This window comes from Cohaesibacter marisflavi, assembly GCF_963665895.2.
GTDB lineage: Bacteria > Pseudomonadota > Alphaproteobacteria > Rhizobiales > Cohaesibacteraceae > Cohaesibacter > Cohaesibacter marisflavi.
Genome location: NZ_OY762533.1, coordinates 41746 through 67913 on the forward strand (window position 1 = coordinate 41746; position 26168 = coordinate 67913).

Genomic DNA, 26168 nt, shown 5'->3' on the forward strand with positions numbered 1-26168 from the left:
AATGTCAGGCGTGCGAAAAATGCGAACAGTATCAAAAGACAGAATATTGGCTGGCGTCACTTTACTGCCATCGATCTTGTTGGTTGGCATTTTTGTCTATGGATTTATAGGAAATACCTTTTGGACCTCCCTGACCGATTGGGGCGGAGTTGGCGCATTATCCGAAAATCCGGAGAAAAATTATGTCGGCTTTTACAATTACAAGGATTTGTTTGTCGGGTTTCTGAGTTCAGGCTTCAGGCAGGATTTGGTCAATGCCATATTCTATTCGGTATTCCTGCTCATCGGAGCCATAGGCGTTGGCCTGTTCATTGCGATCTTGCTGGATAACAAGCCCAAAGCCGAAGGTTTTTTTCGCACTGTTTTCTTATATCCAATGTCGTTGAGTTTCATTGTTACCGGTACAATCTGGCGCTGGCTGTTGGCGCCAAGTGGCGGGGTCAATGTGCTCCCAACCTATGTCGGAGCCGAGCCGTTCAATTTCAGATGGCTCTCCAGTACACAGTCAATCCTTCAGTTTGACTGGCAAAACATTTTGTCATTCGCATTTAATGTTATCAGTATTGTACTTATTGTGATCGGTTTGTGGCTACTGGGAAAGCGAAGCAAACATGCGGCAAAATGGCTGGTCGCTGGTATTGTCATCGGGATTCTGGTTTATCTATTTGGCGATATGTTGCCAAAAGCGCTGATTATGGAAGAAAAGCACGGATTCAATCTGGCGACGACCGGTATTATTCTGGCTACAATCTGGCAGTATTCCGGATATACAATGGCGCTTTATCTCGCCGGTTTTACAGGTATTTCTCAGGATCTGCGTGATGCAGCGATGTTGGATGGTGCAAGTACCTTCAACTATTATCGGCATATTGCCATTCCACTGATCCAGCCGATTACGATCTCGGCTATCATTATTCTAAGTCATATTTCATTGAAGATGTTCGATCTGATCTTCGCCATGACTGGGCCTGATAATGGTCAAACCGGCCATCCGGCCCTGAACATGTATTTGACCACATTCAGAGCCAATGATTTTGCTCGAGGGGCCGCAATTGCAATGCTTCTATTTTTCCTTGCTGCCCTGTTTATCATTCCATATCTGATAAGCAGCTATCGCAATAAGGACGAAAGAGCATGAAAGAGAAAACGGTCAAACCGTCTCGAGTAGCCCTGTATGTGGTTCTATTGCTTCTGGTTGTGGTCTATTTGCTGCCTGCATATCTGACATTGATCACAGCTCTGAAAGATCCATCGGAAATCAGTTTGCCCCATTCATGGGATTTCCCTGCAGTATTAAACTGGAAAAGCTTCAGTGAAGCTTTCGCCTTGTTGAAACCGAACATAATCAATTCCTTTATCCTGACGATTTGCGCAACAGCGATTTCAATCGCTCTGGGGAGCATCAACGGCTACGTATTCTCAAAATGGAAATTCAAGGGTAGCGAGTTGATATTCACGCTATTGCTATTCGGGATGTTCATTCCTTATCAGGTCATTCTTATCCCGCTGTTTCAGACATTGAGAGCAATGAACCTCTATGGCGGTTTGCCGGGGCTGATATTGGCGCATGTTGTCTATGGCCTGCCGATCACCTCTCTCATTTTCCGAAATTTCTACATGCAGATACCTGACTCATTGGTCGAATCCGCGACCTTGGACGGTGCTGGCTTCTTCTCTATCTACACTCAGGTTATCTTCCCTCTTTCCATTCCCGGATTTGTCGTTACGTCCATCTGGCAATCGACACAGATTTGGAATGAATTCCTGTGGGGAATCACATTGACGAGACACTCGGCAAATCCGATCACAGTCGGTCTTGCCCAGTTGGCAGGCGGACAGGCCGTCAGCTGGAATTTGCCGATGGCAGGTTCAATCTTGGCGGCTCTTCCCGTCTTGTTCATTTATATCGTAATGGGGCGATATTTCATAAGAGGGCTTCTTGCTGGTTCAGTTAAAGGGTGATCCTAGCAACTGTGTTTATCTACAGTGTTGCGTCTACCAAGAGAAACCTGTTCTGATGATTGCATCGGAAATGATAAACCGTGTGCAGGTGCTGAGGGGAAGAAGCCTCTTGAATGACTAGTTCTGCCTTTATCACCGGAATCATGCACCCTCTGCGAAAAGGCCGCTATCCTCCGAGACTGTCAGTAACGCGTTCAGACGCCATGAAATAGTAACACTGAAGTTAACGTCCGAATGGCCCGCTTAAGCGTGAAGGTGAAATCAGTCGTAAGCGCTGTTTCGGCCGCACATTGCTGCGTCGGGCGAGATCTGTGATGAGATCTTCATATTGATATTTATGGAGTATCTCCATGGAGAGTACAGCGGAGTTTCTCACTCCTTTGCGGAGAGCGTGCGGAAGACCGCGCAAGTGGACGGATGAGAAGAAGGCACAGATTGTCTCAGAAAGTCTGCAGCCGGGTGCTCTTGTTCGTGATGTTGCCGAGCGTCATGGGGTTCGGCCAAACCACCTTTCCGCATGGCGCACGCAGGCGCGCCGTGGCAAGCTAGTGCTGCCGGAGCCTGAAGGCGCGATCGAGTTTGCCAGCGTGATTGTCGAGGAGCCCGGCAGCGATTTGGAAGCAGAGAGTGGCGAGCCGGTTACGATCCATGACCGTCCAGAGATCGAATATGGCTCTGTGATCGTGCGGCTCGAGGCAAGAGCAAGCGCAGGCAGGATAGCCGCTGTGGCGCGATCTTTGGCACGTTCATCATGATCCTTCCTTCGAACCGGGTGAGGATCCTGGTGGCCAGCAAACCGGTTGACTTCCGTAATTATGTTGGGCACGTGATTATGCGAAGTTGAAGAAGCAAAACGGCTGTTTTCTGGGCATTTTCCGCTCCATCAACTCCGCATAACTTTTCTATCGTTCGGATAGCATCATCATCAGTTTGTCAGGTGGCCGGAACTTTCCAGGTTTGATTCCGAGCGGCTCCAGAGCGCCGAGCATCTCGAGCTTTTCTGTTGGGTCGGCACGTAAATAGATCTCTGTACTCTTGAGCGAGGCATGCCCAAGCCACAGAGCAACCTTACGAATATCGCGGGTTGCCTGAAGCATATGCATTGCACAACTATGACGTAAGACATGAGGTGTTATGGATTTTTCTACCAGGGAGGGTACAACGCTGGCGGCCCTTTGAGCGTGTTTATGGAGAATGTACTCGAACCCGGCCCTGGTCATCATTCGTCCCGCATTGTTCAGAAAAAGCGTGCTGTCGCTTACTTCAGGCCTGATGGTTATCCAGGCTCGTATTGCCGCAGCTGTTTCCTGCCAAAGCGGTAGCACGCGTTCCTTTCGCCCTTTGCCGACAATGTGGACACTGGCAGGAGATCGTGCGTCGAATTGATCAAGCCCAATTCCTACAAGTTCGGAAACGCGTAATCCTGCAGAAAACGCCAAATGCAGCATAGCTCGATCACGAATGCCCAATGCTGTCTGCCGGTCAGGTGCCGCGAGCAATGCTTGCACTTCTGTTTGCGAAAGCGACGCTACAAGCCCCTGATCAACCTTCTTCATTGGAATGGCATGTACTCGAAGTGCTTGATCCAGAACGACAGGTACTCGGTGCTCAAGATATCGGAAGAAAGACTTTATGGCGGCCAGTCTTGCATTGCGCGAACTGGCTTTGTTGTCGCGGACATGTTCAATGTATTCGAGGAAAGCCAGGATAGCGGGTACATCGATTTCCTCGATCTGGAGCAGGCACGGTCGCTTATCAAGCTGGTTGGAGACAAATTGCACCAACAGCTGGAAGCTATAGGAGTATGCATCACAAGTATGAATGCTTGCGCGTCGTTCATTGGGAAGATGGTCACGTAGAAAAGCAGCAAGGTGTTGAGCAAGTTGGGTCATGCTGTGCCCCCACAATACAGTCTCTCACCATCGGCTGCCAAATGTGCCATCAGCTCGGGTGTCGCCTCCAGATACCAATATGTATCTGTGACATGGGCATGGCCCATATATGTACTGAGAGCGGTAATGTGCCTGGCCACCGCTTCAGAATCGTGAGCACAGTCTTCGAGTGAGCGGACCGCAAATGTATGGCGAAGATCGTGAATTCTGGGTCCCGGTGTTCCAGCTTTGCCCCGCAAGCCGATTGAGCGCATGATTTTGAGGAATATAGTTACGACTGTCTCATAAGCTGGTGGGGTGCCTTTATCCGAGATGAAAAGTTTGTCACTGGAGCTATGAGCCTTCATGCGCGCCGTTAGATAATTATCAAGAGCTCGTCGGGTCGTTGGATGCAGTGGCAACATCCGACTCTTTTTAAACTTGGTTTGAGCGATGATCAGTCCGTCATTAGTCACATCCTGAAGCCGAAGTGCGATCGCTTCCGAAACACGCATGCCTGTTGCCGCAATCAGCCCAAACATCGTGGCGTAGGTAAGTGGTCTGATTGAACCGGCAGGGCCAAGTCTCCGAGCTTCACTGATTAGCCGTTGGATATCATTATGGCTATAGATATAAGGTGCGCGCCGCTTGTGGCAGGCATTACCGAAAATATCACCAGAAGGAACTTCGTGACGAGGATCTTCGGCATGAAGTGAACGAGCGAAACGGCGAACTTCTAAAAGCCGGTTGCGGCGTTGTTCGGGAGAAGGAGCCTGTCCCGCCCATTCCAGTACCGAGGTTATTGTTACGACATGCTCACCGCGGCTTTCGGCGAAGGAAACAAAGCTGCGCAGAAGGGTGCCCTGGGTTCGGAATTTATATCCCAATGATTGGTGCAGAGCCACATAGTCATCGAAGAGTTGTTTTAGCATACCAATTCTCCCGGCCATGGTTGGGCGATTTGCTCGAGCATCATGATGTCGACTTTGGCGTAGTGCGCGGTCATATCGAGTGAACTATGGCGGAGAACCGTGCCAACTGCCTCCAACGTGGCCCCTGATCGCAGCATGGAAGTTGCCGCAGAGTGGCGAAGCAGATTGGCACCGTTTGACGGTGCATCGGAAATACCAGCACGCTTCAACGCATTTGCCACGATTCCCGAGATGTAACTCGACTGTGCGAATGGCCTATAGGGGGCAATCACTCCGACGAAGACGGCCTCATCTTGAGATGTGCTCGGCCGTTCCTGCTCGATATATGCCAAAAGCGCATCGCCAACTTCCTGAGGCAATGGCAACCGAACCTTGCGACGGGCTTTCCCGCTCAATTGCAGAATGCCAGAATTCCAATCAATATCACCGAGCTGGAGACCCGCAACATCCCCAGCCCTAAGGCCCAGACGGGCGAGCAAAAGCAGGATCGCTCGATCCCGCAAGCGGCCTTTGGAAAGGACGTCACAGGATGCAATGACGCGCTCTACATCAGCGGCAGCCAAATATCGGGGCAACGATGACAGGCGCCATTGCAGAACCGGTGGAATAGCGTGATCAAGGTTGGGGCGACATAGCCCCGCCCCAGCCAGGAAACGAAGGTAACTTCGTAATGTGCTCGTTATGATTCTCAGGTCGGCAGATTTGGTCTGCTCCCGCCATTTATGGACCACTGCACGAACGCGAGTGGCATCATAATTATGGGTCTCCATGCCAAGTTCAGGCAATAATTTGTTAACGATGCGAAGATGACGGGCAATCGTGCTTTCCGATAAGCCACGATGGATTCGTAGCCAATGCTGATAATCGTCTAATATTGGGCATGCTGGTGGAACCTCCTTCAATGGTATTGGTACGACACCTGCGTTTTGCAGAAAAACAACAAACTTTCTGGCGCGGCGGGCATATTTTGGTGAAATACGCTGGTATTGCCGTCCTCCAGGACATTGGCAATGGTGGGCAGCGAAACGCTGAACAACTCGGGCATCAATACCGCCAATGGGGATTCCGGTACTTTTAAGCCAAACGGCAAAATGACGAGCCGAATCCCTATAGCCCTTGATGGTCAGTGATGAATATCTTTGAGCGTTAAGCTCAATACAGAACTGGTCGATCCAATATGAAAAGGATCCCGGATTCAAGAAACACTGATCACAATTTTGGGAAGCCATCCTTTATCTCCTCTCGATGATACTATCGAGAGTGAGTATAGTTATGCGGAGTTGATGGAGCGGAAAATGCCCAGAAAACAGCCGTTTTGCTTCTTCAACTTCGCATAATCACGTGCCCAACATAATTGCGGTTATGCAAAGCTTTGCATAACCGTAAGGGCCATGATGGCTTCGCTGCCCTGGTCAGGAACGAACTGGCCAAGGATCCCTTCACTGGCACAGTATTTGTCTTTCGCTCCCGCCGTGCAGATCGGCTGAAGCTTCTCTATTGGGATGGTTCTGGGCTTGTGCTGGCCTACAAGCGTCTTGAGGAGCAGAGCTTTGTCTGGCCGGAGATCCGGGATGGCCTTATGCGGCTTGATCATGCCCAGTTTGAAGCCCTTTTTGCCGGGCTTGATTGGCGGCGGGTCAGAAGTCTGGAAGTGCAGGCACCACAGGATGTGGAATAACTGCGTCAGGATGACTCGGGCCCGATGTTGTTTGTGTCCTGGTGGCAGAAATCTGCTAGATTTTGGCCATGTTGACCGAAGCCGATCTTCCCGATGATATTGCCGCCCTGAAGGCGCTGGTGATTGCCAGCGAGGCGCATGGCATCCGCAAGGATGAACGGATCGCCCAGCTTGAGACGCTGGTCAAGGCCTTCAAGCAGGCTCTCTTTGGTAGCAAGTCGGAGAAGGCTGATCCCGATCAGTTCCAACTGGCTCTTGAGGATCTGGAGACAGCCATTGCTGTGGTTCATGCCGCCGATGAGGCAGATCCCTCTCCAACAGAGACCACAGCTAAGAAACGCCGTTCGGCCAATCGCGGGGCCTTGCCAAAACATCTGCCACGGATCGAGGAAGTGATCGAGCCAGACAGTCTGGTCTGCTCGTGTGGCGCTGCTCTGCATTGTATCGGCGAGGATGTATCCGAGCGGCTCGATGTGATCCCGGCCCAGTTCCGGGTCATCGTCACCCGTCGCCCCAAATATGCCTGCAGATCCTGCACGGATGGTGTGGCCCAGGCCAGGGCTCCAGACCATCTGATCGAAGGCGGTATGCCGACCGAGGATCTGGTGGCCCATGTTGTGGTCAGCAAATATGCCGATCACCTGCCTCTCTACCGGCAAGCCCAGATCTATTCCCGTCAGGGGATCGACCTTGACCGTTCCACTCTTGGAGACTGGGTTGGCAGGGCAGCCTTTGAATTGAGGCCCGTCTTTGACGCCCTGCTTGCCGATCTGAAGCGGTCAGGCAAACTCTTCATGGACGAGACAAGAGCTCCAGTCCTTGAGCCCGGCAAACGAAGGACAAAAACCGGCTACTTTTGGGCACTGGCCCGGGATGATCGACCCTGGCAAGGAACCAGAGCAGGAGGCGGTCCTCCGGGAGTGGCCTTCACCTATGCGCCGGGGCGCAGCGGGCACTATGCCGACCAGATATTGCAGGGCTTCAGCGGCATTCTGCAGGTGGATGGCTATACCGGTTACAATCAGTTGCTCAAGCGAAGGAGCCAGGATATCCGCCTTGCCTATTGCTGGGCGCATGCGCGGCGCAAACTGGTCGAAATTACGCGCGCCGGCACGGCTCCCATTGCGCAGGAGGGCATCGAACAGATTGCCGCTCTATATCGCATTGAGGCTGAGATCAAAGGCATGGATGCGGATACGAGGCTTTCAATACGACAGGAAAAGTCAGCGCCTTTGATTACAGACCTGCAAGCCTGGCTCAGTCAGCACCGCGCTCGTGTCTCGAAGAAATCGCCACTGGGCCTGGCGCTGGCCTATATCGCCAAATACTGGGAAGGTCTTTGCCTGTTCCTCACCGACGGGCGGATCGAGATCGACAACAACAGTGTCGAGCGGACAATCAGGCCAATTGCCCTCAATCGCAAGAACGCACTCTTTGCCGGTCATGATGCGGGAGCCGAAAACTGGGCGATCATCGCCTCGCTCATCGAAACCTGCAAACTCAATGGCATCGATCCTCATGCATGGCTGGCACGAACGCTCAAAGCCATAGTCAATGGTCACAAGCAGAGCGACATCAATGAGCTCCTGCCCTGGACCTATCCTCTCAACGTGTGAGCCGAACAGCGGTTACAATCAGTCAAACACCCTCATCGTTGCAACTAAAATTGACAATAGTTGGGGTGTAAATATAAATACTAAAATGGAACGAAATAAACAATACAAAAAGAGAGCAAACATATGTCAGCCCTCTTAAACAGTTATACTATAAGAATGCCAAGTTAGCAGCTGTAGTACATTTCGAATTCAACTGGGTGCGGTGTGTGTTCGAACAGTTGGACTTCCTCTTCCTTGAGTTCGATGTAGCCTTCGATCTGACTTTTGGTGAAAACGTCGCCAGCGAGCAGGAACTCGTGGTCAGCTTTCAGGCAATCGATGGCTTCACGCAGGGAACCACAAACCGTTGGAATGCCTTCGAGTTCTTCAGCAGGCAGATCGTAGAGGTTCTTGTCCATTGCATCGCCCGGATGGATCTTGTTCCTGATGCCGTCAAGGCCAGCCATCAGCAGAGCAGAGAAGCAGAGATATGGGTTGGCGGATGGATCCGGGAAGCGAGCTTCAACACGTTTTGCTTTTGGAGATTCCGTCCAAGGAATACGGATGCAGCCGGAACGGTTGCTAGCAGAATATGCGCGTAAAACAGGGGCTTCGAAACCAGGGATCAGACGCTTGTAGGAGTTGGTGGACGGGTTGGTGAAGGCGTTCAGGGTTTTTGCATGCTTCAGGATACCGCCGATGAAGTACAGGGCTTCGTCAGACAGGTCAGCATATTTGTCGCCAGCGAAGAGGGGTTCGCCGTCTTTCCAAATGGATATGTTGCAGTGCATGCCGGAACCACTGTCCCCATAGATTGGTTTAGGCATGAAAGTGGCGGTTTTACCGTATGCCTGAGCTACGTTGTGGATGACGTATTTATATTTCTGTTGTTCGTCAGCCTGTTTGGTCAGGGGGCCGAAGATCATACCGAGTTCGTGCTGGCAGGACGCCACTTCGTGATGATGTTTATCAACTTTCATACCAAGAGATTTCATGGTTGAAAGCATTTCAGAACGAACGTCCTGAGCATAGTCGGTAGGGTTGACGGGGAAATAGCCGCCTTTCACGCCCGGACGATGGCCGGTGTTGCCAGCTTCGAATTCTGTGTCGGTGTTCCAAGAAGCGTCGATTGCGTCAACTTCGTAGGAAACCTTGTTCATGGTGTTGGCATAACGAACGTCGTCGAAGATGAAGAATTCAGCTTCTGGGCCGAAGTATGCTACGTCGCCGACACCGGAAGATTTCAGATAAGCTTCAGCTTTTTCTGCGGTGCCGCGCGGGTCGCGCTCATAAGGCAGGCCGGTGTCTGGCTCAACGACGGAGCAATGTACGCAGAGGGTTTTTTCTGCATAGAACGGATCGATGTAAACGCTGTCGCAGTCCGGCATCAGTTTCATGTCGGAAGATTCAATCGATTTCCAGCCCGCGATAGAGGAACCGTCAAACATGAGGCCTTCTTCGAGGAAGTCTTCATCTACCTGGTCTTCAATAACGGTGACGTGCTGCAGCTTGCCACGCGGGTCGGTAAAGCGAATATCAACATACTGGATTTCTTCATCTGCGATCATCTTCACAATTTCAGCTGGTGTGCTCATTCCGGTGTCCTTTGTTCTTGAGCGCTTGGATTGGTCGACCAGGGTTTCGGTAAGCTTTCTGTTTTCAACACACTGATCGAGAGATATGCTAATATTTCAAACGGCTTCATTGCCTGTTTCGCCGGTGCGGATACGGATCACCTGATCGATATCTGAGACAAAAATCTTGCCGTCACCGATGCGTCCAGTCCGGGCACATTTTTGGATTGCTTCGATGGCCATGTCGACCTGACCTTCATCGAGCACAACTTCCACCTTTGTTTTTGGCAAAAAGTCCACCACATACTCGGCGCCACGGTACATTTCGGTATGGCCTCTCTGACGACCGAAGCCCTTGGCGTCAATCACCGTGATGCCTTGCAGGCCCACTTCCTGCAGCGCTTCTTTGACCTCCTCAAGCTTGAACGGCTTAATGATCGCTTCAAGTTTCTTCATGATATCTTGCCTCCAAGAATAATTAAATTTGCACGCACTTTAATCACATTGCACATTTTGTGGTCAGTTCAAGCCATAATATGTGCATAACTGGCAATCAAACTGCTGTTAAATGTGCGGTAGCTGCGTTCTGCCGCAGTAAAGGGTCTCCGGTCGCAAATCCAGAATGGGAGTGCCCGTTGGACACTCCAGTCTTCCAGATACGTGAATGAGGTTCTTTTCGATCTTTCGGGCAAGTCCTAACCCGATTCCAATCGGGTTAGGACGGTCAAGTGTGCAAGTTGCAAAAACGCCGAGTTCCTCTGCATCGTCCGGCGGATTACTTTTCAGAACGCTGCGATTTGCCTCTCGAAGCCAGTAGAGAATTGTCAGCTCGCTGATTGTCTCGAGGCCAATGCAGCCATCAAAATAGACTGCATCCAGTTCAAGGACATAGTTGCGATCGTAATCTCGATAAGAGCATGAAGTGGTGTCCATCGGGCAACAATCTGTTGCCCAGATCGTGCCAATCGGCATCAACTCATAGGGGTGAGGTTGGCAATAAAACATGGTGAAGTTCCTTTATCGGTTTTGTGGAGCGGCCTAATCCGGCTAGAAGAAAGGTTTTCTGATGGCCGTGAAGCTTTTTGGGGGGGGCAAAGCGGATATCAGGCAGCTCGATTGCGCCGATCTGTCATTACCGCCTGATAGTTGGAGAAGAGAATAATCGCACCGCCCAGCAGCACCCAGACATCGATGAACTCGCCATAGGCGTAGTAGCCAACAATGGCTGCCATTGGCACTCGGAGGAAGTCGATGGGGATGACAACCGACGCATCCAGTATTCTCAGGGCCTGAGCCTGACAGAAATGTGCGCTCAACGCACCGGCTCCTGCCAGTACCATCCAGGGCAAAGTATGCCAGTGAACCGGCTCCCAGTCAGTTAGAGCGAGCACAAAGCCCAAGGGCAATTGGATCAGGATCATCCAGACAACGATAGCTCCGGCGGAACACTGTTGGGTTAGCTGTTTCACGCAGATTAGCGATAGACCATATCCTGCCGCAGCCAACAGCACGAACATTGACGCAGGATCAACCATGCTGATTCCTGGCCGCACAATAACGAGAACACCGACAAAGCCTCCGATCGTGGCAAGAAGTCGCGGTCCCGTAAGCCTTTCTCCAAGAATGAGCCAAGCGAAGAAAGCAACCCAGATCGGCATTGTGAATTCTAATGCGAAGACCGATGCAAGAGGCAAAAATACCACGCCAATCGTCCAGAAATACTGAGCAGTAAAATGCATAATGTTGCGAATGAAATGCAGGCGCAGCATTTTCTTTTCCCGCACTTCCGGCAACAGCTTTCGAGCCAGAACAAGAATAATAATTAGGCCAACGAGCGCTCGGAAAAACAGCACCTGCTGGATGGAAAGGGAGCTTGCCAGCTCGCGGGAGCCAATCGACATACCGATAAAGGAGATCATGCTGAGCGCCATCCAAACTAGTCCGCGGCCAAAGCCTAACTCGTCGTTGGAGACAAATGACGGTCCAGTAACTTTCATGAGCGTCTGTTCCTTGCTTATTAAATGTTTCTTCAGTTCTTTAGGGGGGTAGGAAGATGCCTTTACGTGATGTGCGAAAGGCTCAGGCTTTCTCGAGCGGAGGAGTAACTGCTTCAACAACCAACCGCTGGATGCGGCCATCCCGTGTTTGCCAATCCATCGACTGACCCTTGGATAGGCCTATCAGTGCCACTCCAATGGGTGTCAGAATGGAGAGCCGATCTAAAGCGATGTCAGCTTTGCCCGGATAAACCAGTGTTATCTGGCGGGATGGGCCGGAGTTCCCGGAAAAACGCGCATAGGATCCCATTCGGATCACGTCGCTACTGATGGCCTCGTCGGGAACGACGCGTGCTCGGTCGAGTTCGGCATAAAGAACCTCAACCACGGAAGATATGGTGCTTTCATTCTTTTCGGCCAACAGCATCAGCCGGTTGGCGTCAGTTTGCGTGATCGTGATATTTGGTTTGAGGATGGCATCTGTACTCATGGCGACAATTGATCCATGCCTGCCGCAAATGCGGCAAGTCTGTAATCCGTTGGTGCGGATCTGAGTGTAAATTTTCAGGTGAAACGTCGCGTGACCAACGATACTATGAACGCCGGATGGCTTGTTGCCGCTACCCCTCGACCGGGCGCGACGCGTCCGAGTCGGGGGCTACCCGCCTGCGATAAGGCACATCCGTTTGAGAAAGAGGGTGGGGCAACTGTAGGTCATATAGCTAGTGTGGTCTCGGGTACAACCAAAGTCAAGCTGTTCAACTGGCAAGCTCCCCAATTATAGCTCTTGCAAAGGTGTCATCTTTCTCAAAAGCTTTTCAAATGTCTTCGGAGGGTACCAACAAAAGCCTCGACCGCTCGGTCGTGCGCACTAGCGTAATTACACGGTATCTTTGATCTTACTAAAATAATGCGTTTATTTAAGTATTCTGGCTCAAGACGAAGATGTTTGTATCAACCAGTTTTCGAATGCATCATATGCTGAGCTTTTTTCTTTTGTGGAAAGCCTAGTGATCCAGTAACTGCCCGTCACGACTTCTTCTTCAAAACACCGCACGAGGCTGCCTGTAGTCACTCGGGATTCAAACATCTTGATTGGTAGCAAGGCTATTCCAAATCCTTCAGCAGCCAAATCCGCCATCGCCACAGATGTGTCAAAAACTGGTCCTTCCAAGAGCGGTGGAGCCATTCCTGCCTCAATGAACCATAAAGGCCATTCATCGGAACGGTAGGATCTCAGAAGAATATGATTGGACAAGTTGGTTTTGTTTCCTCCAAGCTTGGATGCAACAGAAGGTGCACATAACGGAGTGAGAGGCGTTGTCATGATAGGCTCGGCTTTAAGACCAGACCATCTACCATCGCCAAACCGGATTGCAACATCCAGCCCCTCCTGCGCAATATTCACGCGATTATTGTTTGTAAATATCCGAATACGGACTTCAGGGTAGAGGCGCTTGAAGCCTTCAAGCCGATCTAAAAGCCATCCCGTGGCAAATGTGGTCACGACTCCTACATTCAGCGTTTCTTCAAAACGGTTCCCCTGAATCCTATCGAGTATTCCGCCAATCCGATCAAGGCTTGAGGTGAGAACGGGAAAGAGCAGATTTGCCTCTGATGTGAGCTCAAGCGCTCCGCGTTTGCGATGAAAGAGCTGAAAACCGAGCAATTCCTCCAGTCGGGCTATTTGATGGCTTACGGCCGCTTGAGTGACACGAAGCTCTATCGCTGCATTTGTAAAGCTGCCTTGTCTTGCCGCTGTTTCAAAGGTGCGTAGTGCATTGAGTGGTATATTGGGGCGATCCATTCAACATGACTCAATCTAATTCAATGTTCGAAAATTAGTCGTTTGATCTTATTCCACGTCGAGAACATAGTACAGAATATGACTTCACTTAATGTTGGATTAAATTCGCATACTCGTCAGCGCCCTTCGGTCTGACACGTTGAAGCGCATCACCAAATACTCTCCCGCACAATTTTATAGGAGCATATGAATGATAAGAAACTGCCTTTCGTTAATCAGAAATGTTGGGCTAGGAATCGCCTTATGTGCAACGTTCTCCGGCGTCGTTGCGGCTCAGGAGCTGAAGACGTCGATCTCAACCTGGGAAGACAAGCTTGACGCCCGCATTGGTGTTTTTCTGCGCGACGGGTCATCTGAATGGGAAATCAATCATCGTGCTGATGAACGCTTTCCTATGGCTAGCACGTTTAAGATTTTGCTGTGTGGCGCGATCCTAGGGCGGGTTGATGATGGACGTGAGAACCTATCCGGGCTGATGACTTACAGCGATAAGGATTTAGTCTTCTGGTCACCCATAACCAAGAATAACGTGGCGAGCGGAATGCAAGTTGACAGATTATGTGAAGCGGCACTCACGATGAGCGACAACACAGCGGCTAACCTATTGCTTTCGCGGGTGCAAGGGCCAGATGGCTTGAATGAATTTCTGCACAGGATTGGAGATATGACGACCCGCCTAGACAGGTGGGAACCCGAATTAAATGAAGCTACTCCCTTCGATCTGCGAGATACAACAAGTCCGCGCGCAATTGCGACATCATTGGGCAAGCTCCTGTTTGGCAATGCATTACAGCCTGCTTCCGCAGCACGTCTGAAGCAATGGATGATTGGTGATAGGGTTGCCGACGAACTTATCCGTCCTCACGTGCCCAATGGGTGGATCATTGGAGATAAGACCGGGACTGGTGGGCACGGCACAAGAGGCATCGTCGCATTTATCGAAACGCCGGAAGGGCAGCCCTATCTTGCTGCCATCTATATCACGGATATGTGAAGCTGACTTGAAGCTAAGAAATCAAGCTATTTCAGACATAGGCCATGCCATAATTACTGAGATCCAAAAGTATCGATAGCAGAAAATGGGATGCCTCTCTCTTCCGCAGATCCTTTAGTAAGCAAACTAATACAACTGGCTCTGTTTAGAGAGAGGCAGATTTTGCCTGCGACTAGCAGTCCTGTTGCTCCAACTCAGGCAACATTACACAGCCTAGCAGGTGACAAGGACGCAATGGTTTGAAGAAAGAGAGGGGTTCCGAGCCCTCAAATCGGTTTTAGCGTTAGTCCCATCATGCTTTTTAATAGATGCGAGTCTTTCTTGATGGAGCATCAAGTACCTTTGAACGAGGCAATAAAAAATCTGAGTGAGCCGACGAGCTGAAAGTACTGTAAAAAATGACAACGAATATCGATGCTGTGGATTGTGCAAGGTCAAGATATTTGAAGCTTGTGAAGAAGGAGATTGTGGCGCTAACCTATAGTGCTCCTCGCCAAAGATGCATTGCGCGGCGTTAGGAATGTGAGGTGGAAGCTCCAGTTATAGAAAAGGTCGCACATATCGTGAAAGAGAATGCTATTAGGTTGCTCAAAAACAGGGTCTGAGAAGGTATTACTAGGAAGAGAGGGCTTTGACCGGAGCGTCATTCGTACACAGGTTACCAACGCTGGTGTATATATGAGCAGCACCGCCAGTATTAGAATTTGCCCTTGGGACTATATTCGCTCCCATCTTAGCCTCCTAATTCCGTATTTTCCTCTTTTCTTTCCTCTCCAGAAAGGCGCTTCATACCCCAATTAGGTTTCTAGCCGGCTCAAAGACCGAACCAACGAGGCAGCGCCATGGTCAAGTCTGGAAAGTAAGTGACCAAAAATAGCGTACAGAATAGAAGAACATAGAACGGAAGAAGAGCAACAATAGCTTTTTCCACCTTAACTTTAGCAACACTAGCGCCAATAAACAGCCCTGTTCCTACCGGCGGCGTGATAGTACCGATTGCCAAATTAAAGATCATGATAACACCAAAATGAACTGGGTCTACGCCGATTTTTTGCGCGATTGGTAGCAATATGGGTGTAAAGATCAGGATGGCAGGGCCGATATCCATGAAACAACCGATTACGATCAGCAACAGATTGATAATCAGCATCACGATGATCGGACTTTCGGAGATGCCAAGAACGAGGCTGGTAACGGCAGCGGGAATACCGGTAAAGGCCATAGAGAAGGAGAGAGCAGCGGACGCAGCCAGCAGCATCATGATAGCGCCTGTCATGACAGAGGTCTCTAGGAGGAATTTCGGAAAATCCCTGAGTTGCGTCGTCCGGTGTATTACAAAAGCCAATAGCATTGTGTAGATCACTGCGATTCCAGAAGCTTCGACTGGCGTGTCAACGGCGGAGTAAAAACCAGCCATGAGGCGGTGTAAAAGTCGACCACTTGCGCCGCAGGCATTCAACTGCCGGGAGGGCGTAGCCCGAGCGGGAGTTGAATGCCTGCGTGGCGATTTTTTCGAGGGAGTTTACGTGGCCTTTCGGGCCTTGCTTTGGGCAAGGCGGTAGCTCTCACCATTCATTTCCAGAATGTTGACGTGATGGGTCAGTCGGTCAAGTAATGCTCCGGTGAGCCGTTCGGTTCCGAAGGTCTGGGTCCATTCGTCGAACGGCAGGTTTGAAGTGATCAGTGTCGCCCCCCGTTCGTATCGCAGCGAGATGAGCTCGAAGAGGAGTTCCGCCCCGGTTTTCGATAGAGGGACGAATCCCAATTCGTCGATGATCAGCAGTTTGACGTTGGCCATCTGCTTTTGAACACGCAACAAGCGGCGCTCGTCACGCGCTTCCATCAGTTCATTGACCAGAGCTGCCGCGGTGGTGAAGCCGACACTCATCCCTTTCTGGCAGGCCGCAAGCCCCAGGCCCAGCGCCACATGGGTCTTACCGGTTCCACTGGGCCCCAGCGCGATGACATTCTCGCGCCGGTCAATCCATTCGCAGCGCGCCAGCTCCAGCACCTGCAGCTTGTTGAGCCTCGGTATTGCCTTGAAGTCAAAGCTGTCGAGGCTCTTGGTAGCCGGGAACTTCGCCGCCTTGATGCGGCGCTCGATCATCCGCCGCTCACGGTCAATCAGTTCCAGTTCCACCAAGCGCGTTAGGAATTGCACATGGTCCAGCCCTTCGGAAGCACATTGGCGCGCCACCTTCTCATACTCCCGCAGGAAGGTTGGCAACTTCAGTGTTTTGAGATGATGGGAAAGCAATATCTCGGGCGCATGGGTCATTGTGCTGCCTCCGTCATTAGGGACAGATAGTCGGCCGCCAAGGTCGCCTCGACCGTTGCCCTTGGCAGGTAAGGATAGACATCAAGATCGAGCCTCGCCGGGCGCTTTTCTACCTGACACAGGACAAGGTGCTTCACCGCATCGAAGCCGATTGCACCCAGCTTCAGGGCCTGCTTTACTGCGGCCTGCAGATCATCCATGCCGAAGCTTTCCAGAAGGCGCAGCACCTGAACATACTCACGGCGCCCCATCTTCAGCATGCGCGCTTCCATCAGGCGGCGCAAAGTATCGAACTCTTCGGGCAAGTCCCATCCAGCCAGAGGTGCTGCTTGGTCAAGCGCGTTGATTTTGCGCTCGATCAGAGGGAGGTAGTGAACCGGATCGAATACCATATCCTCGCGATCGTAGCAGCGAGGATGGCGTGCGATGACCTCGCCACGGCAACCAATCACCACCCGGTCAACATAGCCACGCACCCAGACCTCTTGATGGCCATAGGCCACGGGAACCGAGTAGTCATTGGTGTCGTAGCGCACCAGAGACTGGGAGCTGACGCGACCACTGGTCTGATTGCAGGCCTCAAAGGGAGCGGCTGGTATAGGTGACATGGCGGACAGATCAGCTCTCAATCTCTCGCCGATTGTTTCTTTATGACCGCGCAGGATATGCGCCTGCCGAGCACTGCATTGGGCTTCAAGGTCTGCGTTGAAGCTCTCCCAGTCAGGAAAGTGCGGGATCGGCACCATATGATTGCGGCGCGTGTAGCCTACCATCCCCTCAACATTGCCTTTGTCATTCCCCTTTCCCGGGCGCCCATAGCGATCCCGGAACAGGTAATGCGACAGCAGCGCGCTGAACAACGTGGCACGAAGGCGTGTTCCATCCGGTTCTATCTTCGAGACTAGACAGCGGTCGTTGTCATAAAGGATTGATTGCGGCACTCCGCCAAAAAAAGCAAAGGCATGAACATGCCCGTCCATCCAAGCCCCAGCCGTTGCCGCTGGATAGGCCCGCACGAAGTAGGCGTCACTATGTGGCAGGTCCAGCACGAAGAAATACGCCTTCTGCTCCACACCTCCGATCACAACAACAGCTTCGCCAGAGTCCGCCTGCCCATGCCCTGGCGCATGGGACAAAGGCACAAACATCTCCTGACTGCGCCGCCCGTGCTCGCGCACATAATCCTTGATGATCGTATAGCCTCCGGTGAACCCATGTTCCTCACGAAGCCGCTCGAATATCCGCTTGGCCGTGTGACGCTGTTTGCGGTGCACGACCTTGTCCGCTTCAAGCCATCCATCGATGATCGCCGTAAAGCCATCAAGCTTGGGCCGCCTGATCTCTTTCTCTCGCCGGTATCCTGGGGGTGTCGAAAATGCAACCATCTTGCGAACGCTGTCGCGCGATATGTTGAAATGACGAGCCGCCTCCCGCTGGCTCATGCCCTCTGAGCAGGCCAAACGGACCTTCCTATAGAGTTCCACGGTGTATATCTCCTCGCCCTCCCTGCAAAAACAAGAAAGGCAGAATGGACGACTTTTACGCCGCCCGCACCGCCAACACGACGGCGCTACCGTGGTCTAATTTTGCACCGCCGTTCTCACTGCACCATAGTGTCCGGAAAGGTAGCCGCGATGGCGAAAAGTCCGCTTTACGCCTCAAGGTCGAGGATCCTTCGCACGTGCAGCGAATTCACACTTCCCGCTCTTTTCGGATTAGCTAAGTCGGCATTCACACCAACCACATGTAAGGCTGTGTCTCTTTGCGAGAATGAAAATAGTTGAAATTTGTTGTTATTCGCCCCACATCTGGTTTCAAACTCAGGAGGAGTGAAAAATGAACTTTTCTCTAGGAAAGAAACTTGAAGATTATGTCGCCGGGCAGATTTCAAATAGCCTCTACAATAATGCGAGTGAAGTGGTCAGGGATGCTTTGCGCTTGCATGAAGAACATCATCTGAAGCTGGAAACTTTACGCCGTGACGTTCAGCTTGGTATGCAGTCTGTGAAAGCTGGACGTATTAGCCGCCCTAGTGCGGAAGAGGTGATCGCAAAAGCGAAGCAAAGAAAGCAGGCATAGTGTCAGGATTTTTCCTTACCGTTGAGAAGACATCCAGGACATTTATTTACCGAAGAAACATGGGGAGAACAGAAAGGCCGAGACTATGTTCTCAGTCTGTATGGCACTTTTGATCTTCTCGTCACCACTCCTCTATTGGGCAGGTTGCGACATGAGCTTGGTGATGGCATTCGAAGCCACTCTCATGCTTCTCATATAATTTTCTATATGGAATGGCAGGAAGACACCGCCATTTTGCGGGTACTGCACAATTCCCGTGATTTTGAAGAATTGTTCGTTATCTATTCTCCAGTGCTTATCGTCAAAAATGATTAAAAGCTGAAAAAATCTCACTCCTGCAGAAAGTGGTAACTGTCCGCCTTCATTGACTATTGTAACGGCGCGCCGAGCGAAAGCTTCTATCATTTGCTAGATTGCGTACGGCAAATATGCCTCGCCGCTTGACCTGTACAGAATTCTGTGCATATGATTGCAATCAGCTATGGAGACACATCATGGATGTTCTGACTTATACAGATGCACGCGCTTCTCTGAAGGACGTAATGGATCGAGTGATCCATGATCGCGTTGAAGTTGTTGTAACCCGCAAAAAAAGAGAAGCGGTCGTCATGATTTCCCTTGAGGAATACAATGCGATCCAGGAGACACTTCATCTGCAAAAGAGCCCAGAGAACGCACGCCGTCTACAGGCATCCATCGCACAATTGGATGCAGGCAAGGGCGTTGAGCGCGAGATTGACCTTTGAAGCTCCTCTTTTCAGAACACGCTTGGGAAGATTATCTTTGGTGGCAGTCTGCCGGCAATGAAAAGGGCCTGGAGCGGATCCATGAGCTACTCAAGAACACGATGCGACAGCCCTTCAAGGGAATTGGCAAACCTGAACCCCTCAAAGGAGATCTGAGTGGTTGGTGGTCGCGCCGCATCACCGATGAGCATCGGTTTGTTTATCGTGTGAGTGGGAAAGGTGACGCGCAGAGCTTGGAAATTGCTCAGCTGCGTTATCACTACTGATCCCGTCTCAATCAGCCAGTACATTGTAGACCGTTGAGCGAACGGCCTTACGGTCCATGCTTGGCTTGCGACCGATGGGCCGCGATTGCCGTTCACCAGCCTGGATGAGCGCGTTTTTATGACAATGCCCGGCTCGTGTCGGGTTCGAGCCCACTTTACGAGACACACATTCAGTATCCGTGATGTTTCGGTTCTAAAGCGAATGTCTCAAAGATTAGCAAACCCGTCCCCTGGTCGCTGACACATTTTCAACACTGCAGTTCGCACAAAAGGCAAAATAAAAGATCTGAAGACCCGCATTAGCTCGGATCGGTTCAGAGCGAGCCTCAAGCTAATCGCTTTACAGTTTCATGATTGAGATGCGATCGTTTTTGCAGAAACAGCAATCTGATCCGCTCAACATAGTTGTCAAATGCAAGATCCATGGCGGACTGCTTATCCGATGCCTGATCGTTGATTTGCTCATTTGGAGCGACCATCCCCCAGCTGCTTTCATTCCATTTAAGAACTTCATAGCGACCAAATATGGTGTCAGCGAAATGGCGCTCATTTGCGTTGAGGGATTCTTTCCAATCGAGTGGGGGAAGCAAGGTACCAATATTTGACAATACGCATAGTACTGCAGCCTCGGCTGCATGCTGCCATTCCTGAGACGAGGCATCTATTGTGCCTCGAAAATCAGCACTCAAGGCTTCTGCTTGATGCACACGACAAATCGTTTGGGCGACGAGATCGGTCAAGGTATTCATTTATCGCATCTCAACCATAACCAGACAATAACAACATCTACTAATCATAAATCGATTACCGCATCAGCTTTATCGCAGATATTGGCAAAAATACCATTTATAGTAGATTTATCAGACAATACACCTTTATCTGCATTGCAGGCGTTTGATCGAACAGATTTGCCCTGCAGCCCTGATATCTTTGTATTTTAGAAATCAAAGTTAGACTAGAAACGAAAGCCAAAAGCTATAAATCTCTTCTATGCTAACGCGAGCGCCCCTTGCCTTTCGGGCGTTGAACCCGTTCTTTAGTCTTCGGCGCCTTGCCACCAAAGAAGATAGAAAGATAGGCTTCCTGAATGGCTAGCGCCTCGCGGACCTCGGCATTTTCCCCTGCAAAGGATTCCAGAAACTTCCTCCAGCGACGATGCTTTTTCTGTTTCCTGAATCTCTTCCAAACACGATGCTTTTTCAGGGATGGATCGAGTGGTTCCCTTTTGTAGGTTCGATCCTTATCGGTGTTCAGGCCGATCCGGTTATTGTCGATGGCGACATAAGGGCCAAAGCGCTTTTCAAGTTCCGCTTTCGAGAAGGACCGATCCACATTGCTTGCCTTGTCATGTACACCTGTTCCTTGATCGACAAAAACTAGGCCATTGCCGCGCGTCTTGATAACCACACCAAGTATGTCGAGCTTTTCGTGGAACTCTGCCCAGGAAGAAGACGCATCGCGCATGGTCTTGAGAAGTTCCTTATTCTCCCTGAGAAAGGAGGAGAAGGATTTCTCCCATGTGAAGCCTTCCATATCCTGCGCTTTAGTGTTGGTCCGCTCTTTCTTTTCTTCACGGCCCTTTTCCAGCCTGAGACCATATCTCTTCTCTAGAATGATGCAGGTTTCCTGCAAGATTTTAAAATCGCGATAAGGGGTATGCATTTTGAAGGTTTCCGGATGCACTTTGTTGAACATGATATGCATATGGAAATTGTCGGTATTCTTGTGCGTACCAACTACCCGCTGATGGTCGGAGAACCCGAGAGCATCGGCAAATTCCTTCTCGATATCCTTGAGAACATCAATGCTTGGTTTTTCTCCTTCAGCGAAAGAGACGACAAGATGATAGTTTGGATCTGACTTGCTGGTATGGTTCATGCCCTGAGTGGCAACAATTTCATAAGTCGCAAATTCAATATCCTTAAGCTCTGTGCCTGCATCACAATTTGACATCCAAAAGCTTTCGAGCTTTTCGCCCTTCTCTTTTGCATCGGCGATATAGCGAATGAGTCTGCTAGCGCCACGAGTATTTTTCAGGGCCGTCCGTTTTGCAATCATTTTCCAACCAACCGTATCTTGCGTTCTATCTGTTCTGTAAGTTGGCGGGTCTCTTTGAAAATTTCCTGCATTTCGGCAACAAGAAGGCCGTTCTGGATCTCATTCATTCCCTTGAGCTGTAAATTGCCCAACCGCGCTAAATCGGCCCGCAGCTTCACCAATTCTCGAGTTAGCTCTTTAGCCGACGTATCCGGTAGCCTGCCCCTCATGAAAACAGTTAGGAGTAGCTTGGATTGCGAAACATTGGCTTTTTTCGCCAAGGCTGCAATCTTTTCTTTCTCGTCTCGGGTAGCAAAGACCTTTATGAATTTTCGCGGCTCCTTCTCGGGCAAGTTTCTCATCGAGCAATCTCCCGACTTCGCCCTAGATTCTTATCTTGGCTCCGGTTTCGAGAGAGAGACAAAAAAACCTGCCGCAGCGCCTCTTCCAGTCCTTTAAGGCCCCGCTCTGCATGAATGTCGTTCCAGTCAGTAAGGCCTTTGGCCTTTTCTTTGCTGGTCAATGGAGGAGCGATCAACTTACCATTGACCGCCTTTGCCGCTTCCCGACCCTTTTCGAGGCCAACATTGGGAAGGCCTCGCAGTGGTAACTGGTGGTCATTATCAGCTGCTATACAGATCTGAAGATCGGGATATTTTTCCCGAATTTCCTTGGCGACCTTGACCAGATTGCCACCATCAAAGGCGACAAGCGTAGGAAGGTCGGTTGCTTTGTGAACCGAGGCCGCCGTTGCATAGCCTTCCGCAATGAACAACGCTTTGGCAACGTCACTTTCAAGCTGACGCTTGGGATCAATCACATGGAACAGCCCTTCCTTGCGACCGTTCTCAAGGAAGAACTTGTCTTTCCCAACGAACTGAACGTTATGCAGACGCCCGTTTGTGTCACGAAGCGGAATAAGCAAGCGGCCATCGTCAAGTGCTTTGACACCATATCCGTCAACGCCTTTGCGCTTGAGATAGTCGCACCTCTTCTGAGTTGCCCAGTGGGGGGCATTCTTCCAGATCCCAAAGGCGGTTTTTGCAGCAGCATCCCGCTCTTTCGCGAGATCTTCTGCTTTCTTTTCCCGATTATGCTCGGCCTGAGCCATGACAGCTTCGCGCTGCTCCCGGCTCATTTCAACGGCCTCCCCACGCCATTGCAGGGTTTCATCTCCCTTGAAGAGCTTTAATTGCCCATTGGGAACACCGCCATCATCAAAGCCGCGATAGGAGGCATTGCTTTTTCGCTCGCCATTGATGGTTACACGGTGCCACGAGCCATCCATCTCTGGTTCACCTCTAAGGTCAACATCATGACTGCGCAAAAAGCTGGCAAACTGAGCGCGTAGATCCTGCGTGCTGCGCGTATTGTTCGGCAACCATTGTTGCAAGGCATCAGATAGCTTTTCTGAAGGGGCATACCAAAGCTTCCTAGAATTATCGAAGATTGCCCCTGCTTTATCAGCTGCTTTTCGCTCGGCATAGGGAACTGCAAGGTAAGTTCGTTCGTCTGGCATTTCGAAAATCTTTCAAATTGAAAAAGGCAAGGTCTACGCGGCTTTGGGAGGAACCATTTGGGCTCGCGCAAGTAGATCCTTGTCTTGAAAATACAGAAGCTGACGACCATAGATCGGTGAATAGCCAGCTTGGAAAATCAGCATATCGCCGGCTTTCGAAATGGAGCCATTTGCCTTCTTCTGTAGACCTGGCAGCGCCATACATTCATCCGGTGTCAGCAATGGGCGGGAAATCTCAGCAAGGCTTTCCGAATGGGAGGCTCCCAGTTTGTCGGTACGCCAACTGGCTGACGTGCGTTTCTGGATAATGGTCGTCTTTCCTGCCATGTCGGATAGAAGCCGTGCGGTTTCCAAGGTATTCGGAGCATAGGCAATGCGAACATGGCAGTTCGACACGATGGATTGCTCCCGACCATAGGCCTTTTGCAACTGGGTCAAATCCTGCACGATAATGAAGGCCTTAAGGCCATAACCGCCCATGAAGGCAATAGATTTCTCAAAGATCTCCAACTTGCCAACAGAGGTGAACTCATCAAGCATCAAGAGCATCCGGTGCTTGTAATGCTTGATAGATCGTCCCTCTTCAAAAGCCATGTGCGATGTGAGGCGGGTTAGAAACTGGTTGAGCAAAATCCGCACCAACGGGCGCAGCCGGGCAATATCCGAGGGCGGAATGACGATGTAGAGGGTCGTTGGTTTCTCCGCATTCATCAGATCCGCAATCCTGAAATCCGAGGCTGAGATATTGTTCGAGACAATGGGATCGGAATAAAGGGCGAGCTGGGACGTTCCGGTTGAGTGAACGCCAGAGCGTTCGTTCGATGAGCGCTTGCGCATCCGTGCGGCACCAATGCGGACCTCATCATTGACGATCTTGCGCCCTTCATGATCAAAGGCTTCCATATCGCGCAACAACCGGTCGAAGCTATCATCCTCTTCAGCATTTGATGGCTTTGCGGCCAATTCACCAACCGTCTGTCCAATACTCTCATCATCACCGATAGACATGAACTGACGGACATCGGCCAGTGTGGCGGAGCGCCTTTCCTGGATCTTGATGCGATACAAAACATGGAGAATTGCGGTTGAAAGCCATGCATAACCCTCTTCCTGCCAGAAGTCCTTAAGCCCGGCTCCATCAGGGTCAATGATCATGATTGCGATATTCTGGCAGTCGGCAATCTCGTAGTCGGTGCCAATGCGCACTTCTTCAAGAGGGTTGTATTTGGCTGATCCTGAAACAGCAGCCGGATCAAACCGAAAGACCCTCTGGCCTTGCGCGGCCCGCCATCCCGCAGACAAGGCATAGTTTTCTCCCTTGATATCAAGAACAAGAGCGGATTCCGGCCATGAAAGAAGGGTTGGGATGACAAGCCCCACACCTTTACCAGATCGGGTCGGTGCAAAGCAGAAAACATGTTCCGGACCGTCATGGCGAAGCGCCCTGACCGATCCTCGCTTGGGCCATCCTCCGACAACAACACCCTGATCGGACATCAGGCCGGAACGTTTGACATCTTTTGCCGTCGCCCATTTCGCGGACCCATGCAGATCCTTGGTATTGCGATCACTGCTAATAAGAGACGAGCTGGCGCGTCTGTCTGCCCATGCAGATATGCCCATCACGACAGCAAATACCCCCAGTCCATAATAAACCGGATAGAGAATTTCGTTCGGCACTTTCACTAGAGGATGCTTGAACTGGTCAAGCAGCCATAACCACCACTGAGGATTGGCAAAGTCAAAGCCAAAGGAATAGCGCCAGCTTCCAATGATGGTGACGACAAGGAGGACAAAACCAATGACACGAATGATCGGACCCATGATATCTCCTCACGCTGCAAGGTTTTCGCCATCAGGCGTCAAGCGTCGCAGAATATAGTGGTCATTCTTCATCTCGTAGATTTCAGAGACAAAGCGACGGCCATCATTGGTGCGGCGAATATGGACCACCAGATCAATCAATCGGGACATGAAGCCAGCAGCATCAGGAAGGATCTGTCCGGATGCATTGATGTTCTCCTGAAACCTTGAAGGCACCAGAGCGGCGCTTTCGGCGTGAACCGTACAGAGCCAGCCGCGCGCGCCCGTGTTGAGCACGTTCAAAGCAGCAAATGCATTCTGGGTTGATATTTCCCCGAAGATGAGATTGTCCGGCGAGATACGCATTTGATGGTCAAAGAGCTGTTGCCAGTCCATGAAACCAGCTCCGGCGGCCTTATCACGCGCAGCAATCAGGGAAACACCGTTGTAAAAGCGGTCAGTTTCCAGCTCCAGGGTATCTTCAGCGCTGACCACGCGCCGGTCATCAGGCAGAAAAGACAGGAACTTGTTCAGCAGCGTCGTCTTACCGGTATTTGTTGATCCGGATATCGCTATGTTCCATTGGTTTCTAAGGGCATTCGCGAGATAGGCAATGTGGTGACTATCAAGGCCCATCATTTCCAGAGACACATCGTAAGGGTGTTTCAAGCGAATAGCCAAGGACATGTCGGAGGCAACAGAGTTGCCAATCAGACATTCGAAACGATGATTTCCGGGAAGACGTGCCGAGAGTTTGGGCGCAGTATCGGGATTATACTCAATTCCGGAGATGTGCGCCAAGCCCATGCAGATTTCGATAATCCGCTTTCGGGTTAGCTCGGGCTCGGCCACCCGTTTATAACGTTCACCCTCACTTCTCATTTCAAGGATGATTTCGCCAACTTTCTTTGATCGCAACTCAACCACTTCGGGATTGTCATAGTGGCGGGAAAGGGGTTTGAGCAGCCGTTGAAGCAGCAGATCGGACATAGGTGCCCCCCAAAAATAGTCAATTGTCAGAAGAAAGGTA

At 50.9% G+C, this 26168-nt stretch carries 27 protein-coding genes and 1 pseudogene; 10 read left to right on the forward strand and 18 right to left on the reverse strand.

The features are described 5' to 3' along the window. Positions 1–19: 19 nt before the first annotated feature. The 3 genes from ACKPCT_RS00210 to tnpA all read left to right on the forward strand — a co-directional run bounded on the left by ACKPCT_RS00210 (position 20) and on the right by tnpA (position 2717). Positions 20–1138 carry a carbohydrate ABC transporter permease gene (locus tag ACKPCT_RS00210; protein WP_090075637.1) on the forward strand — a complete coding sequence of 373 codons (1119 nt, stop codon included), beginning with the start codon at positions 20–22 and terminating at the stop codon, positions 1136–1138. Then, positions 1135–1962, forward strand: a complete 828-nt coding sequence (locus ACKPCT_RS00215) for a carbohydrate ABC transporter permease (protein ID WP_319566982.1) — start codon at positions 1135–1137, stop codon at positions 1960–1962. Before ACKPCT_RS00210 ends, ACKPCT_RS00215 begins: the two co-directional genes overlap by 4 nt. Positions 1963–2312: 350 nt before the next feature. After that, positions 2313–2717 carry an IS66-like element accessory protein TnpA gene (tnpA, locus tag ACKPCT_RS00220; RefSeq protein ID WP_319566983.1) on the forward strand — a complete coding sequence of 135 codons (405 nt, stop codon included), beginning with the start codon at positions 2313–2315 and terminating at the stop codon, positions 2715–2717. A 147-nt stretch (positions 2718–2864) separates the two neighbouring features. On the opposite strand, the gene ACKPCT_RS00225 is transcribed toward tnpA, so the two are convergent. The 3 genes from ACKPCT_RS00225 to ACKPCT_RS00235 are packed head-to-tail and all read right to left on the reverse strand — an operon-like array spanning position 2865 to position 5994. Next, the gene (locus ACKPCT_RS00225; RefSeq protein ID WP_319566984.1) at positions 2865–3854 is read right to left on the reverse strand and encodes a tyrosine-type recombinase/integrase; all 990 of its coding nucleotides are present in this window, start codon (positions 3852–3854) and stop codon (positions 2865–2867) included. Beyond that, a complete protein-coding gene (locus ACKPCT_RS00230; protein ID WP_319566985.1) occupies positions 3851–4765 on the reverse strand; it encodes a tyrosine-type recombinase/integrase in 915 nt (304 codons plus the stop codon). The genes ACKPCT_RS00225 and ACKPCT_RS00230 overlap by 4 nt, the downstream gene beginning before the upstream one ends. Continuing rightward, entirely contained in the window at positions 4759–5994 is a 1236-nt protein-coding gene (locus tag ACKPCT_RS00235) for a tyrosine-type recombinase/integrase (RefSeq protein ID WP_319566986.1), read from the reverse strand. The genes ACKPCT_RS00230 and ACKPCT_RS00235 overlap by 7 nt, the downstream gene beginning before the upstream one ends. A 143-nt stretch (positions 5995–6137) precedes the next feature. Here ACKPCT_RS00235 and tnpB point away from each other — a divergent pair, with 143 nt between their 5' ends. Next, positions 6138–6443 carry an IS66 family insertion sequence element accessory protein TnpB gene (gene tnpB, locus ACKPCT_RS00240; protein WP_319566987.1) on the forward strand — a complete coding sequence of 102 codons (306 nt, stop codon included), beginning with the start codon at positions 6138–6140 and terminating at the stop codon, positions 6441–6443. 68 nt (positions 6444–6511) lie between these two features. Next, positions 6512–8059 carry an IS66 family transposase gene (gene tnpC, locus ACKPCT_RS00245; RefSeq protein ID WP_319566988.1) on the forward strand — a complete coding sequence of 516 codons (1548 nt, stop codon included), beginning with the start codon at positions 6512–6514 and terminating at the stop codon, positions 8057–8059. A gap of 164 nt (positions 8060–8223) precedes the next feature. On the opposite strand, the gene glnA is transcribed toward tnpC, so the two are convergent. The 6 genes from glnA to ACKPCT_RS00275 all read right to left on the reverse strand — a co-directional run bounded on the left by glnA (position 8224) and on the right by ACKPCT_RS00275 (position 13416). After that, positions 8224–9633 carry a type I glutamate--ammonia ligase gene (glnA, locus tag ACKPCT_RS00250; protein ID WP_319566989.1) on the reverse strand — a complete coding sequence of 470 codons (1410 nt, stop codon included), beginning with the start codon at positions 9631–9633 and terminating at the stop codon, positions 8224–8226. A gap of 96 nt (positions 9634–9729) precedes the next feature. Then, a complete protein-coding gene (locus tag ACKPCT_RS00255; RefSeq protein ID WP_090075502.1) occupies positions 9730–10068 on the reverse strand; it encodes a P-II family nitrogen regulator in 339 nt (112 codons plus the stop codon). Between the two features lie 108 nt (positions 10069–10176). Beyond that, the gene (locus tag ACKPCT_RS00260) at positions 10177–10617 is read right to left on the reverse strand and encodes a TrmO family methyltransferase domain-containing protein (protein ID WP_319566990.1); all 441 of its coding nucleotides are present in this window, start codon (positions 10615–10617) and stop codon (positions 10177–10179) included. Between the two features lie 98 nt (positions 10618–10715). After that, positions 10716–11609: a DMT family transporter gene (locus tag ACKPCT_RS00265; RefSeq protein WP_319566991.1), complete on the reverse strand. Its 894-nt coding sequence runs from the start codon at positions 11607–11609 to the stop codon at positions 10716–10718. Positions 11610–11691: 82 nt separating this feature from the next. Next, positions 11692–12099, reverse strand: coding sequence for a nucleoside diphosphate kinase regulator (gene rnk, locus ACKPCT_RS00270; RefSeq protein WP_319566992.1), 408 nt, complete (start codon positions 12097–12099; stop codon positions 11692–11694). Between the two features lie 444 nt (positions 12100–12543). Continuing rightward, positions 12544–13416, reverse strand: coding sequence for a LysR family transcriptional regulator (locus ACKPCT_RS00275; RefSeq protein WP_319566993.1), 873 nt, complete (start codon positions 13414–13416; stop codon positions 12544–12546). A gap of 190 nt (positions 13417–13606) precedes the next feature. Between ACKPCT_RS00275 and bla the strand changes: the two are divergent. Continuing rightward, positions 13607–14489: pseudogene (gene bla / locus ACKPCT_RS00280) on the forward strand (class A beta-lactamase). A 735-nt stretch (positions 14490–15224) separates the two neighbouring features. On the opposite strand, the gene ACKPCT_RS00285 reads toward bla, so the two are convergent. The 3 genes from ACKPCT_RS00285 to istA all read right to left on the reverse strand — a co-directional run bounded on the left by ACKPCT_RS00285 (position 15225) and on the right by istA (position 18172). After that, entirely contained in the window at positions 15225–15827 is a 603-nt protein-coding gene (locus ACKPCT_RS00285) for a TRAP transporter large permease subunit (RefSeq protein WP_319566995.1), read from the reverse strand. A 105-nt stretch (positions 15828–15932) separates the two neighbouring features. Beyond that, positions 15933–16688, reverse strand: a complete 756-nt coding sequence (gene istB, locus ACKPCT_RS00290; protein WP_319566996.1) for an IS21-like element helper ATPase IstB — start codon at positions 16686–16688, stop codon at positions 15933–15935. Next, a complete protein-coding gene (istA, locus tag ACKPCT_RS00295; protein WP_448148833.1) occupies positions 16685–18172 on the reverse strand; it encodes an IS21 family transposase in 1488 nt (495 codons plus the stop codon). Before istA ends, istB begins: the two co-directional genes overlap by 4 nt. 352 nt (positions 18173–18524) lie before the next feature. Here istA and ACKPCT_RS00300 point away from each other — a divergent pair, with 352 nt between their 5' ends. From ACKPCT_RS00300 to ACKPCT_RS00315, 4 genes are all read left to right on the forward strand, one after another. Next, positions 18525–18767, forward strand: a complete 243-nt coding sequence (locus ACKPCT_RS00300; RefSeq protein WP_319566997.1) for a type II toxin-antitoxin system ParD family antitoxin — start codon at positions 18525–18527, stop codon at positions 18765–18767. 21 nt (positions 18768–18788) lie between these two features. Then, on the forward strand, positions 18789–19082 hold the full coding sequence (locus ACKPCT_RS00305; RefSeq protein WP_407652407.1) for a type II toxin-antitoxin system RelE/ParE family toxin: 294 nt from the start codon (positions 18789–18791) through the stop codon (positions 19080–19082). Between the two features lie 179 nt (positions 19083–19261). After that, positions 19262–19513, forward strand: coding sequence for a type II toxin-antitoxin system Phd/YefM family antitoxin (locus tag ACKPCT_RS00310; RefSeq protein WP_319566999.1), 252 nt, complete (start codon positions 19262–19264; stop codon positions 19511–19513). Further along, complete coding sequence (locus tag ACKPCT_RS00315; protein WP_319567000.1) at positions 19510–19779, forward strand: Txe/YoeB family addiction module toxin; 270 nt, start codon at positions 19510–19512, stop codon at positions 19777–19779. Before ACKPCT_RS00310 ends, ACKPCT_RS00315 begins: the two co-directional genes overlap by 4 nt. Positions 19780–20105: 326 nt before the next feature. Here ACKPCT_RS00315 and ACKPCT_RS00320 read toward each other — a convergent pair whose 3' ends face one another. The 6 genes from ACKPCT_RS00320 to ACKPCT_RS00345 all read right to left on the reverse strand — a co-directional run bounded on the left by ACKPCT_RS00320 (position 20106) and on the right by ACKPCT_RS00345 (position 26128). Continuing rightward, complete coding sequence (locus tag ACKPCT_RS00320) at positions 20106–20528, reverse strand: hypothetical protein (RefSeq protein ID WP_319567001.1); 423 nt, start codon at positions 20526–20528, stop codon at positions 20106–20108. 244 nt (positions 20529–20772) lie between these two features. Beyond that, on the reverse strand, positions 20773–21837 hold the full coding sequence (gene traI / locus ACKPCT_RS00325) for a TraI/MobA(P) family conjugative relaxase (protein ID WP_319567002.1): 1065 nt from the start codon (positions 21835–21837) through the stop codon (positions 20773–20775). Beyond that, on the reverse strand, positions 21834–22178 hold the full coding sequence (locus ACKPCT_RS00330) for a plasmid mobilization protein (RefSeq protein WP_090075649.1): 345 nt from the start codon (positions 22176–22178) through the stop codon (positions 21834–21836). The genes traI and ACKPCT_RS00330 overlap by 4 nt, the downstream gene beginning before the upstream one ends. Continuing rightward, positions 22175–23335, reverse strand: a complete 1161-nt coding sequence (locus ACKPCT_RS00335) for a DUF5710 domain-containing protein (protein WP_319567003.1) — start codon at positions 23333–23335, stop codon at positions 22175–22177. Before ACKPCT_RS00335 ends, ACKPCT_RS00330 begins: the two co-directional genes overlap by 4 nt. A gap of 33 nt (positions 23336–23368) precedes the next feature. Next, positions 23369–25159, reverse strand: coding sequence for a type IV secretory system conjugative DNA transfer family protein (locus ACKPCT_RS00340; RefSeq protein ID WP_319567004.1), 1791 nt, complete (start codon positions 25157–25159; stop codon positions 23369–23371). Positions 25160–25168: 9 nt separating this feature from the next. Further along, positions 25169–26128 (reverse strand): CpaF/VirB11 family protein, encoded by a 960-nt coding sequence (locus ACKPCT_RS00345; RefSeq protein WP_319567005.1) that lies wholly within the window; start codon positions 26126–26128, stop codon positions 25169–25171. Between the last annotated feature and the right edge of the window lie 40 nt (positions 26129–26168).